Here is a 12,036-nt window from a genome sequence, read left to right as displayed (position 1 = left end):
CAACGCTAGTTAATTGTAGGCCCATGGCTTGCGCCATGGCTGTACGGCTGGTATCGCGGGGCGACGGTCGGGGTTTTTTTGGCTTGTTTTTCCATCCTGGTAATCAGGAAATCGCGTGTTGCGCCGCCTAGGGTGCTTGCCTGGTCAGGGCGGGTACGGGCGCAGCACAAGACCCAACCCTCGGAGAATTTCATGTCTTTGATGCGCGAAATGCTGGAAGCCGGTGTCCATTTTGGCCACCAGACCCGCTACTGGAATCCCAAGATGGCCCCGTATATCTTCGGCCATCGCAACAAGATCCACATCATCAACCTTGAGCAAACGGTGGCCAAGTACCAAGAGGCCGCCAAGTTCGTCAAGCAACTCGCGGCCCGTGGCGGCAACATCCTGTTCGTCGGCACCAAGCGCGCCGCCCGTGAGCTGGTGGCCACCGAAGCCGCCCGCTGCGGCATGCCCTATGTCGACGCCCGCTGGCTGGGCGGCATGCTCACCAACTTCAAGACCGTCAAGACCTCGGTCAAGCGCCTGAAGGAAATGGAAGCCGTCGTCGCCGACGGTGGCGCCGAGCGCATGATCAAGAAAGAAGGCCTGCTGTTCCAGCGCGAGCTCGACAAACTCAACAAGTCCATCGGCGGCATCAAAGACATGAACGGCCTGCCCGACGCGCTGTTCGTCATTGACGTCGGCTACCACAAGATCGCCGTGGCCGAAGCCCGCACGCTGGGCATCCCCGTCGTGGCCGTGGTTGATACCAACCATTCGCCCGAAGGGATCGACTACGTCATCCCCGGTAACGACGACTCGGCCAAGGCCATCGCGCTGTACGCCAAGGGTATCGCCGATGCCGTGCTGGAAGGCCGCGAGCAAAGCCTGAATGGCTTGGTCGAAGAAGCCGGCGAAGGCTCGGAAGAGTTCGTCGAGGTGCAGGACAACCAGGCCTGATGCGGCCCGGGCTTCGCCGCATGGCAAGCCGCGCCGTCCGCCGCTCGATGCAGTCGGGCTGGCCCGCGGCGCCATGCGGTTGATGGCCTTGTTGTAACCGTCCCGTCGGGCGCCGGCCAGCGGCCACCACCGCACTCCGCCCGCCCGGCAAGCTGCAAGCATCGAGACGGATTCCCGTCTCAGGGCCCGCTACGGCGGGCGTCCTGTCGAATCAATCTGCGTGTTCCGCTGCCGTCGGTGCACGTCTTACCGAAACTGGAGCAATCATGGCTGAAATTACCGCTGCCCTTGTCAAGGAACTGCGCGAAAAAACCGACGCGCCCATGATGGAGTGCAAGAAAGCCCTGACCGAAGCCGAGGGCGATCTGGCCCGCGCCGAAGAAATCCTGCGCGTCAAGCTGGGTAACAAGGCCAGCAAGGCGGCCGCCCGCGTCACGGCCGACGGCCTGATCGGCCTGTACATCTCGGCCGACGCCAAGCAGGGCGCCGTCGTCGAAGTGAACTGCGAAACCGATTTCGTCGCCAAGAACGACGATTTCGTGGCGTTCGTGAACAAGGTTGCCGAACTGGCCACCACCCAGAACCCCGCCGACGTCGAAGCCCTGTCGGCGTTGCCCATGGGCGAAGGCACGGTTGAAACCACCCGTACCGCGCTGGTAGGCAAGATCGGTGAAAACGTCTCGATCCGCCGCTTCGAGCGCATCGAAACGCCCAACGCCCTGGCCAGCTATGTGCACGGCGGCCGCATCGGCGTGCTGGTGGAATACGCCGGCAGCGAAGAGGTCGGCAAAGACCTGGCCATGCACATTGCGGCCACCAAGCCCAAGGCGCTGAACGCCGAAGGCGTGCCCGCCGCCGATATCGCCGCCGAGCGTTCGGTTGCCGAGCAGAAGGCCGCCGAATCCGGCAAGCCGGCCGAGATCGTCGCCAAGATGGTCGAAGGCTCGGTGCAGAAGTTCCTGAAGGAAGTCACGCTGATGTCGCAGCCCTTCGTCAAGAACGACAAGCAGTCGGTCGAGCAGATGCTCAAGGAAAAGAACGCCTCCATCAGCAAGTTCGTGCTGTTCGTGGTGGGCGAGGGCATCGAGAAAAAATCCAGCGACTTCGCCGCCGAAGTTGCCGCCGCCGCCGGTCGCGCCTGACCTTCCGCGGTGCCTGGGGCCGGCTAGATAAATGTCTAGTCCGGCCCTATTTCTTGTCTTACACTTTCGTCGGATCGTTCCCTGGGACATCTTCCTATGAGCAGCAGGTCATATAAGCGGGTTCTTCTCAAATTGTCCGGCGAGGCGCTGATGGGCGAAGATGCGTTCGGCATCAATCGCAGCACCATCGTGCGCATGACCGAAGAAATCGCCGAAGTCGTCGCGCTGGGCGTGGAACTCGCCATCGTCATCGGCGGCGGCAACATCTTCCGCGGGGTCGCCCCTGGCGCGCAGGGCATGGACCGCGCCACCGCCGACTACATGGGCATGATGGCGACCATCATGAACGCCCTGGCCTTGCAGGACGCGCTCAAGCACAAGGGTGTGGACACCCGCGTGCAATCGGCGCTGAACATCGACCAGGTGGTCGAGCCGTACATCCGGCCCAAGGCGCTTCGGTACCTCGAAGAAGGCAAGGTCGTGATTTTCGCGGCCGGGACGGGCAACCCCTTCTTTACCACCGATACCGCGGCCGCGCTGCGCGGCGCCGAGATCGGCGCCGAGATCGTGCTCAAGGCCACCAAGGTCGACGGCATCTACAGCGCCGATCCCAACAAAGACCCAACGGCGACGCGTTATGCGCGCATCAGCTTCGACGAGGCCATCGTGCGCCGCCTCGAAGTCATGGATGCCACGGCATTCGCGCTGTGCCGGGACCAGAAATTGCCCATCAAGGTGTTTTCGATCAACAAGTCGGGGGCGCTCAAGCGCGCCGTCAGCGGCGAAGACGAAGGCACGCTGGTACACGTTTAAGCAAAGGAAATCCTCATGAGCGTCGCAGAAATCCGTAAATCCGCCGAATCCAGGATGGCCAAGTCGCTTGAGACGCTGAAGGTCAACCTGTCCAAGATCCGCACGGGGCGTGCCCACACGGGCATCCTGGACCACGTCCAGGTTGAATACTACGGTTCCCAGGTGCCCGTGAGCCAGGTCGCCAACGTGAACCTGGTCGATGCGCGCACCATCAGCGTGCAACCCTACGAAAAGCCCATGGCCCAGGTCATCGAAAAGGCCATTCGCGAATCGGATCTCGGGCTCAACCCCATGAGCATGGGCGACACCATCCGCGTGCCCATGCCCGCGCTTACCGAAGAGCGCCGCCGCGACCTCACCAAAGTGGTCAAATCCGAAGGCGAGGATGCCAAGGTGGCGGTCCGCAACCTGCGCCGCGAAGCCAATGAAGGCCTCAAGAAGCTGGTCAAGGACAAGGAAATCTCCGAAGACGACGAACGCCGCGCCCAGGACGACATCCAGAAGCTCACCGACCGCAACGTGGCCGAGATCGACAAGCTCGTCACGCAGAAAGAAGCCGAAATCATGACCGTATAATCGGTCCAGGTACCGATTTCACGCGCCGCCAGTGCCGTACCGCTGCTTGCTTGCATGGCAGGGTGGCGGCGAGGCGGCGCGGTTCTTTTGGTTTCCCGGCCCACGCGGGCCCATCCGGCACGACGCTTCAGCTCATGGCTATCAGTTCTACCCAGGCGATTCCCGCCACCCAGGCGGTTCCGCAGCACGTTGCCATCATCATGGACGGCAATGGCCGCTGGGCTACGCGCCGGCACCTGCCGCGCACCGCCGGGCATGCAAAGGGAGTGCAGGCCGTGCGCCGGGTGGTCGAAGCCTGCGGGCGGCGGGGCGTGCGTTACCTTACGCTGTTCGCCTTCAGCTCGGAAAACTGGCGTCGCCCCCCCGAAGAAGTCTCGTTGCTGATGCGGCTGTTCGTCCAGGCGCTGGAACGCGAGGTCGACAAGCTCAATGAGCAGGGGGTGCGGCTGCACGTCGTGGGCGACATGTCGCGCTTCGAGCCGCGCCTGCAGTCGCTTATCGCCGATGCGCAGGTGCGCACGGCCCATAACGACCGCCTGCATTTGTCGGTAGCCGCCAACTATGGCGGGCGCTGGGATGTCCTGCAAGCCATGCGGGCCATGCTCATCCAGCACCCCGACCTGGCCCGCGAACCCCAACGTATCGACGAAAGCCACCTGGCGCCGCATCTGTCGATGGCGTGGGCGCCAGAGCCCGACCTGTTCATCCGCACCGGCGGCGAACAGCGCATTTCCAATTTCCTGGTCTGGCAGCTGGCTTATACCGAGCTGTATTTCACCGACCAGTACTGGCCCGATTTCGGGGCAGCCGAACTCGATGCCGCGTTTGAGTGGTACCGCAATCGCGAACGCCGCTTCGGGCGCACCAGCGAGCAATTGCGCAACGACAGCGCACAGTGATCCGGAGAACCGCATGCTAGGCCAACGAGTCGTTACCGCCGTGGTGTTGCTGGCCGTGCTGGCGGCCGCATTGGCCGCCGGCAATCCGGGGTGGTTCATGGCCCTGCTGGCTGTCGCTGCGGCATGCGCGTGCTGGGAATGGCTGCGCCTGACGCTGCCGCAGCCGCCATCGCGCACGCTCTGTATAGGCGTGGCGGCCGCTATGCTCGCCCTCATGCTGTGGCTGGCGTGGACGTGGTTGTCCGGCCAGCCCGCCGGGGCGGGATGGGGCGCCGCCATCGTGCGCTGGCTGGTGCCGGCGGTGGCCGCCATCTGGCTGTTGGCGGTTGTTCCTGCCGTGGTGCGCGGCCGGGCCGACAAACCCGCGGCCAGCATGGGTTGGTCGCTGTTCAGCGTTCCGGCCGTCCTGGCGGCCTGGTCGGTCCTGGCCCTTATGTACCTCTCGGGCGGCGGGTGGTTCGTGGTGTCGTTGCTGGCGCTGGTCTGGATCGCCGATATCGCCGCCTATTTCGCGGGCCGCGCGTTCGGGCGGCGCAAGCTCGCTCCGCGGGTCAGCCCCGGCAAGACCATCGAAGGCGCCGTGGCGGGCATCCTGGGCGCCGTCGTGTGGGTCTGGGTGTCCAGCATGTGGGCCGGCAGCTTCGGCGCCGCGCTGGTCGAGCGCGGCTCGCTGTGGCTGGCGTTGCCGGCCGCCGCCGTGCTGGGCGCAATATCCATCGTGGGCGATCTGTTCGAATCCTTGTTGAAGCGTCGCGCGGGCCGCAAAGACTCCAGCGCCTTGCTGCCGGGGCATGGCGGCGTGTACGACCGCATCGATGCCATCCTGCCCGTCGCGCCGTTCGCCATGCTGTTGTCTGGAGTGTTGTCTTGACTCGTCTTCAACGCGTAGCGGTCCTCGGGTCGACCGGTTCCATCGGCGAAAGCACGCTGGACGTCATCGCGCGTCATCCCGAAAGGCTGCGGGTTTTCGCGCTATCGGCGCATAGCCGCATGGAACGCCTGGCCGAACAGGCCTGCGCCAGCAGCGCGCCGGTGGTGGTGGTGCCCGACCGGGCGGCGCGCCAGCGCTTTATCGATGCGTGGCCCGCGGGCCGCACGCCTCCCGAGATCCGCGTCGGCGCCCAGGCGCTGGCCGACACGGCAGCCGACACGCAATGCGATACCGTCATGGCGGCCATCGTGGGCGCCGCGGGGCTGCCGGCCGCCCTGGCCGCCGCGCAGGCGGGCAAGCGGGTGCTGCTGGCCAACAAAGAGGCGCTGGTCGCCGCGGGCGGGCTTTTCATGCGCGCCGTGCGCGAGCACGGCGCAGAGCTGCTGCCCATCGACAGCGAGCACAACGCCATCTTTCAATGCCTGCCGCGCGGTGATCGCGCCCACGTGCCCAGCGAGCCTGCCAGGGGCGTGCGCCGTCTCCTGCTCACGGCCTCGGGTGGCCCTTTCCGGCGTGTCGATCCCGTCGATTTGCACGACGTCACGCCGGCTCAGGCGTGCGCGCACCCCAACTGGACGATGGGGCGCAAAATCTCGGTCGATTCGGCCACCATGCTGAACAAGGGCCTGGAGGTCATCGAGGCGCACTGGCTGTTTGCCATGCCTGCCGACCGCATCGAAGTCTTGATCCATCCGCAAAGCGTCGTGCACTCGCTGGTCGAATATGAAGATGGTTCGGTGCTGGCCCAACTGGGGCAACCCGACATGCGCACGCCCATTTCGTATGGGTTGGGTTTCCCCGAGCGCATCAGCAGCGGCGTGGGGCCGCTGGACCTTGCACGCTGCGGCAAGCTGGAGTTCGAAACGCCCAACATGGAGCGCTTTCCGTGCCTGCAACTGGCTTTCGACGCCTTGCGGGCAGGGCAGGCCGCCTGCGTGACCCTCAATGCCGCCAACGAGGTCGCTGTCGAAGCGTTCCTGGCAGGGCGCCTGCGCTACACCTGGATTCCCCGTGTAATCACCGCCGCGCTCGAATGGCAGCAGCGCCAGTCTTCTGTTACGCTCGATAGCCTGGCCGACGTCCTGGCGCTCGACGCCGCAGCCCGGCGTTATGCCGGCAATCTCGGCCTGGCCTGATCTACGCCGCCCTCATACACCGATACATGCTTTTCACCCTGCTTGCCTTTGTCGTAGCCCTGGGCACACTCATTACATTCCACGAGCTCGGCCACTATTGGGTGGCGCGGCTGTGCGGGGTGCGCGTGCTGCGGTTTTCCGTGGGCTTTGGCAGGGTCCTGGCGCGCCGCACCGACCGGCACGGCACCGAGTGGGCGATCTCGGCCATCCCGCTGGGCGGGTACGTCAAGATGCAGGACGACCCGCCGGCCGGCGCCACGCCCGCCCAGGCGGCGCAGTCGTTCAACGCGCAGCCGGTGGGTCGCCGCATTGCCATCGTGGCCGCAGGGCCGCTGTTCAACCTGATTCTCGCCGTGCTGCTTTATGCCGGATTGAACCTGGCCGGCACACAGGAGCCCGCCCCGGTGCTTGCCGTGCCGGCCGCCGGCACGCCCGCCGCCCAGGCCGGCCTGCAGGGGGGCGACCATATCGTGGCCATCGACGGCCGGCCGGTAGTTTCCTGGAACGACGCACGCTGGCGCCTGCTGGACATGCTGTCGTCCGGCGGCCGCGCGCAGGTCGATGTGCGCTCGGCCGACGGCGCAGCCCGGCAGCATACCCTGCAAGTGTCTCCCAGCCGCATGGATCCCGCCCAGGGCGACCCGCTGGCCGAATCCGGCCTGCGCCTGGCGCTGCCCAAACCCATCGTGCGAGAAGTCTTCGCCTCAGGCGAGGGCGAGCATGCCGGCCTGCGCGCGGGCGACCTCATCATCCGCGCCGGGCAGGTTGCCGATCCCGATACGGGGCAGCTCGTGCGCATCATCCAGCAGCACGCCGGGCAGTCGCTGCCGCTGACGATCGTGCGCGATGGCGCCCAGGTGTCGCTCACCGTCGTGCCGCGCGCCGAAACTGTCGAAGGCCAGACCATCGGCCGCATCGGCGTGCAGCTGGGCGGCGAGGCGCCCATGGTCACGGTGCGCTACGGCCTGCTCGAAAGCCTGGGCCGGGCCACCGTACGCACCTGGGACACAGCCTGGCTGTCATTGCGCATGATGGGTCGCATGGTCATCGGCGAAGTGTCGTGGCGCAACATCAGCGGCCCGGTCACCATCGCCGACTACGCGGGGCAGACGGCGCGCCTGGGCCTGGCGGCCTACGTGGCTTACCTGGCGCTCATCAGCATCAGCCTGGGCGTCCTCAACCTGTTGCCGATTCCGATGCTCGATGGCGGGCATCTGCTGTACTATCTCGTCGAAATTGTGCGCGGCAGCCCGCCGCCCGACCGCTGGATCGATATCGGACAGCGCACGGGCATCGGCCTGTTGGCAGGGCTGATGGCGCTGGCCCTGTTCAACGATTTTGCGCGCCTGTTCACCTGACTTGCGATCGAATAAAATCGTCCGCCATTTGCTACACCTAGGATAGCCAAGCCCATGTCTTTACGGATATTTCATCACAAGAAGGGCGTCATGCCGAGCTTGATCGCCGCGCTGCTCATGCCGGCCCTGGCTCACGCGTTCGACCCTTTTGTCGTGCGGGATATCCGCGTAGAAGGCATCCAGCGCACTGACGCCGGCACGGTGTTCGGCTACCTGCCGGTAAAGGTGGGCGAAGAATTCACCGAGGCCGAAGCCACCGAGGCCGTCCGCCGCCTGTATGCCACCGGCTTTTTCAGCGATGTGCGCATCCAGACCGACAACGACGTCGTGGTGGTCGTGGTCCAGGAACGCCCCACGATCGCGTCCGTCACGTTCAACGGCATGCGCGAGTTCGACTCCAAGGCGATCACCACGTCGCTGATGCAGGTGGGCTTCGGGGAAGGGCGCATCTTCGACCAGTCGATGCTCGAGCGCGCCGAATACGAGCTCAAGGAACAATACCTGGGCAAGGGCAAGTACGGGGTCGAAGTCACCTCCACGGTCACTCCCTTGCCGCGCAACCGGGTCGGCGTCAGCTTCGATGTGTTCGAAGGCGAAGTCGCCAAGATCCGCCAGATCAGCGTGGTGGGCAACAAGGCCTTCTCCGAAAGCGAACTGCTCGACCTGTTCGACCTCACCACGCCCGGCTGGCTTACCTGGTACACCAACACTGACAAATACTCGCGCGAAAAGCTCGAGGGCGACATCGAACGGCTGCGGTCGTTCTACCTCGACCAGGGCTACCTGGAGTTTTCCGTCGAGCCGCCGCAGGTCACCATTTCGCCCGACCGCAAGGACATCTACATCACCGTCACCCTGCACGAGGGCGAACCCTACAAGGTGCGCAGCGTGAAGCTGGCGGGCAACCTGCTGGGCCTGGACAAAGAGATCAACGACCTGGTGCAGGTCAAGCCAGGCGAGACCTTCTCGGCCGCGCAGGCCAACGATTCGGCCAAGGCCATCACGGATTACCTGGGCGAGCTCGGTTATGCATTCGCCAACGTGAACCCCAACCCGACGCTCGATCGCGCCAAGCACGAAGCCGACGTCACGTTCTATGTCGATCCCAGCCGGCGGGTCTACGTGCGCCGCATCCAGATCGGCGGCAATACCCGCACCCGCGACGAGGTCGTGCGCCGCGAAATGCGCCAGGAAGAGGCCGCGTGGTACGACTCGGGCGACCTCAAGGTTTCTCGCGACCGCATCGACCGGCTGGGGTATTTCAGCGAAGTCAACGTGTCCACCGATCCGGTGCCGGGCTCGCCCGACCAGGTCGACGTCAACGTCGACGTCAAGGAAAAGCCCACCGGCATGATCAACCTGGGCGTGGGCTACGGTTCATCCGAAAAGGCCATTCTTTCGGCGGGCATCAGCGAAGACAACGTGTTCGGCAGCGGCACCAACCTGACGCTGCAGTTCAACACCAGCAAGACCAATCGCGCCGCGGTGCTTTCGCACACCGACCCGTATTTCACCAAGGACGGCATCAGCCGCACCACGTCGGCCTACTACCGCGTGACCGAGCCCTGGGACAACAACGACGGCGACTACCGCGTCAAGGCGATGGGCCTGGGCATGAACTTCGGCGTGCCCATCTCTGAATACGACCGTGTGTTCCTGGGTGCTACGTTCGAACGCAACCAGATCGACCTGTACAACAACTCGCCGCTGGCCTACCGCGACTTCGTGGACCAATACGGCGACAGCACGAACGCCCTGATCTTCAATGTGGGCTGGTCCAAAGACACCCGCGACAGCGCGCTGGCCCCGACCAAGGGTTCGTACACCCGCCTGAAGGGCGATTTCTCCACCATGGACCTGAAGTACTACCTGCTCACAGCGCAGCAGCAGTACTACATTCCCCTGGGGCGCAGCTACACGCTGGCGCTCAACGGCATGATCGACTACGGCCGCAGCTATGGCAGCCTGGACTACCCGGTCATCAAGAACGTCTATGCGGGCGGCATCGGCACCGTGCGCGGCTACGACGGCGCCTCGCTGGGTCCGCGCGACACGCTTACCGGCGACTATCTGGGCGGATCGCGGCGTATCGTTGCCAATGCGCAGCTGTACCTGCCGTTCCCCGGCGCATCCAAAGATCGTACGCTGCGGTGGTTCGTGTTCGCCGATGCCGGCCAGGTGGCGGCGGGCAGCGGCATGAATTGCACGGCCGGCGAACCGGGCCGCGAGGTCGACGATCCTTGCGGCTGGCGCTATTCTGCGGGTATCGGGCTGTCGTGGCAGTCCCCGCTGGGGCCGCTGCAGCTGTCGTATGCCCGTCCGCTGAACGCCAAGTCGGGCGACGATCGCCAGAGCTTCCAGTTCCAGATCGGTACGGGTTTCTGATCGCCGTCAGTTACGCCTGATCACACGGGCAGGTGGCGGCGCCCCGGCGGGCCGCCTGTTTAGTGGCACAATATCGGCTTTGCTTTACCTCATTGGAAGGTGAGATTTTCATGATGTCTGATTTCGCACTCAACACCTCGAGCCCGGCGCGACGCGTCGGCAAACTGCGCGGTACGCTGGCCTTGGCGGGTGCGCTGCTCCTGGGTTCCGTCGTGGCGCTTCCTGCCCACGCGCAAGGCACCAAGATCGGCTTCGTGAACACCGAGCGCATTCTGCGCGAGTCTGCACCGGCCAAGTCCGCGCAGTCCAAGATCGAGTCCGAATTCAAGAAGCGCGACGACGAACTCCAGCGCCTGAGCAACAACTTGCGCGCCCAGGCCGAAAAGTTCGACAAAGACGCGCCGGTGCTGTCCGAAACCGACCGCACCAACCGCCAGCGTGAGTTGTCGCGCCTTGATACCGAGCTGCAGCGCAAGCGCCGCGAGTTCCAGGAAGACTTCAACCGGCGTCGCAACGAGGAATTCTCGGCCATCGTCAACAAGGCCAACCAGGCCATCAAGCGCATTGCCGAGCAAGAGAACTACGACCTCATTGTGCAGGACGCCGTGACGGTCAATCCGCGTGTGGATATCACCGACAAGGTGATCCAGGCCCTCGGCAAATAATCGGCGGCGTCACACGCATGCCGATCCTGCTGGATCCCGCCCGCGCGCCGACCCTGGACGCACTGCTGGCGGCTGCCCACACCCAAGGCCTCGAATGGCATATTGAGCCTGCGGCAGGCGACCCTGCGGCAGGCGATCCTGCGGCAGGCGGTGCCATGCCCCGTATAAGGGGCATCGGCACGCTGTCCTCCGCGGGGCCCGAAGAAATCAGCTTCCTGACCAACCCGCGCTACCAGAGCCAGTTGGCCGATACTCGCGCAGCGGCCGTCATCCTGTCGCCCGAAGCGGCCCGGGCGCTGGCGGACAACCCTGCGGCGCCGGCATGCGCCCGGGTGGTTTGTTCCCAGCCCTACCTGCTTTATGCGCGGTTGGCCCAGTGGTTCGACGCCGCGCGCCAGCCTGCGCAACCTGCCGGCATACACCCGTTGGCAGTGGTTGCCGATGACGCCGTGATCGAAGACGGCGTGCGCATCGGCCCGCATTGTGTGGTCGAATCCGGCGCTCGCGTCGGACGCGGCAGCACGCTGGGGCCGGGATGCGTGATCGGCGCCGGCTCGTCGCTGGGCCCCGACTGCCTGCTGCACGCGCGGGTCACCCTGTACCCCAACGTGCGGGTGGGCGCGCGCGCCATTCTGCACAGCGGCGTCGTGCTGGGAGCCGACGGCTTCGGCTTCGCACCGGACCCGACGCTGGGCAAGGGCGCTTGGGGCAAGATCGCCCAGCTGGGGGGGGTGCGCATCGGCGATGACGTCGAAATCGGCGCCAACACCACCATCGACCGCGGCGCCCTCGAAGACACCGACATCGGCGATGGCGTCAAGCTCGACAACCAGATCATGCTGGGGCACAACGTGCGTGTGGGCGCCCATACGGCCATGGCCGCTTGCGTGGGCGTCGCGGGGTCCACGGTTATCGGCTCGCGCTGCACCATTGGCGGCGCGGCCATGCTTTCCGGCCACCTGACGCTGGCCGACGACGTCCATATCTCGGGCGGCACCGCGGTCACCTCGAGCATCACGCAACCCGGCCGCTATACGGGCGTGTATCCTTACGCTGAGCATGGTCAATGGCAGCGCAACGCCGCGGTCATACAGCAACTGTCACATTTGCGCCGCCGCCTGCGGTCGCTTGAAAAATCCTGATCGATCCGCCGGCCGTGCCGGCGCGGCAGAACTATTAAAACAGTAGG

General features: G+C 65.2%; 11 protein-coding genes. All 11 read left to right on the top strand.

Features of this window, described 5'->3' with window-relative positions:
- Nucleotides 1-192: 192 nt before the first annotated feature.
- The 11 genes from rpsB to lpxD all read left to right on the top strand — a co-directional run bounded on the left by rpsB (nt 193) and on the right by lpxD (nt 11,989).
- The gene (gene rpsB, locus CAL19_RS08865) at nt 193-942 is read left to right on the top strand and encodes a 30S ribosomal protein S2 (RefSeq protein ID WP_026637884.1); all 750 of its coding nucleotides are present in this window, start codon (nt 193-195) and stop codon (nt 940-942) included.
- A 266-nt stretch (nt 943-1,208) separates the two neighbouring features.
- Complete coding sequence (gene tsf / locus CAL19_RS08860) at nt 1,209-2,084, top strand: translation elongation factor Ts (protein ID WP_026637883.1); 876 nt, start codon at nt 1,209-1,211, stop codon at nt 2,082-2,084.
- Between the two features lie 96 nt (nt 2,085-2,180).
- The gene (pyrH, locus tag CAL19_RS08855; protein ID WP_026637882.1) at nt 2,181-2,897 is read left to right on the top strand and encodes a UMP kinase; all 717 of its coding nucleotides are present in this window, start codon (nt 2,181-2,183) and stop codon (nt 2,895-2,897) included.
- Between the two features lie 15 nt (nt 2,898-2,912).
- Nucleotides 2,913-3,473 carry a ribosome recycling factor gene (gene frr / locus CAL19_RS08850; RefSeq protein ID WP_026637881.1) on the top strand — a complete coding sequence of 187 codons (561 nt, stop codon included), beginning with the start codon at nt 2,913-2,915 and terminating at the stop codon, nt 3,471-3,473.
- Nucleotides 3,474-3,607: 134 nt separating this feature from the next.
- The gene (gene uppS, locus CAL19_RS08845) at nt 3,608-4,372 is read left to right on the top strand and encodes a polyprenyl diphosphate synthase (RefSeq protein ID WP_094796588.1); all 765 of its coding nucleotides are present in this window, start codon (nt 3,608-3,610) and stop codon (nt 4,370-4,372) included.
- Nucleotides 4,373-4,385: 13 nt separating this feature from the next.
- Complete coding sequence (locus tag CAL19_RS08840; RefSeq protein WP_094796587.1) at nt 4,386-5,243, top strand: phosphatidate cytidylyltransferase; 858 nt, start codon at nt 4,386-4,388, stop codon at nt 5,241-5,243.
- Entirely contained in the window at nt 5,240-6,439 is a 1,200-nt protein-coding gene (locus CAL19_RS08835) for a 1-deoxy-D-xylulose-5-phosphate reductoisomerase (protein WP_094796586.1), read from the top strand. Before CAL19_RS08840 ends, CAL19_RS08835 begins: the two co-directional genes overlap by 4 nt.
- Nucleotides 6,440-6,465: 26 nt before the next feature.
- On the top strand, nt 6,466-7,797 hold the full coding sequence (rseP, locus tag CAL19_RS08830; protein WP_026637877.1) for an RIP metalloprotease RseP: 1,332 nt from the start codon (nt 6,466-6,468) through the stop codon (nt 7,795-7,797).
- 54 nt (nt 7,798-7,851) lie between these two features.
- Complete coding sequence (gene bamA, locus CAL19_RS08825) at nt 7,852-10,182, top strand: outer membrane protein assembly factor BamA (protein ID WP_094796585.1); 2,331 nt, start codon at nt 7,852-7,854, stop codon at nt 10,180-10,182.
- A gap of 110 nt (nt 10,183-10,292) precedes the next feature.
- A complete protein-coding gene (locus CAL19_RS08820) occupies nt 10,293-10,847 on the top strand; it encodes an OmpH family outer membrane protein (protein WP_094796584.1) in 555 nt (184 codons plus the stop codon).
- 17 nt (nt 10,848-10,864) lie between these two features.
- Complete coding sequence (gene lpxD, locus CAL19_RS08815; protein WP_094796583.1) at nt 10,865-11,989, top strand: UDP-3-O-(3-hydroxymyristoyl)glucosamine N-acyltransferase; 1,125 nt, start codon at nt 10,865-10,867, stop codon at nt 11,987-11,989.
- Nucleotides 11,990-12,036: the final 47 nt, after the last annotated feature.

The organism is Bordetella genomosp. 7, assembly GCF_002261265.1.
In the GTDB taxonomy this organism is placed as follows: Bacteria; Pseudomonadota; Gammaproteobacteria; order Burkholderiales; family Burkholderiaceae_B; genus Bordetella_A.
This window is presented reverse-complemented; position numbering and strand designations above follow the sequence as displayed.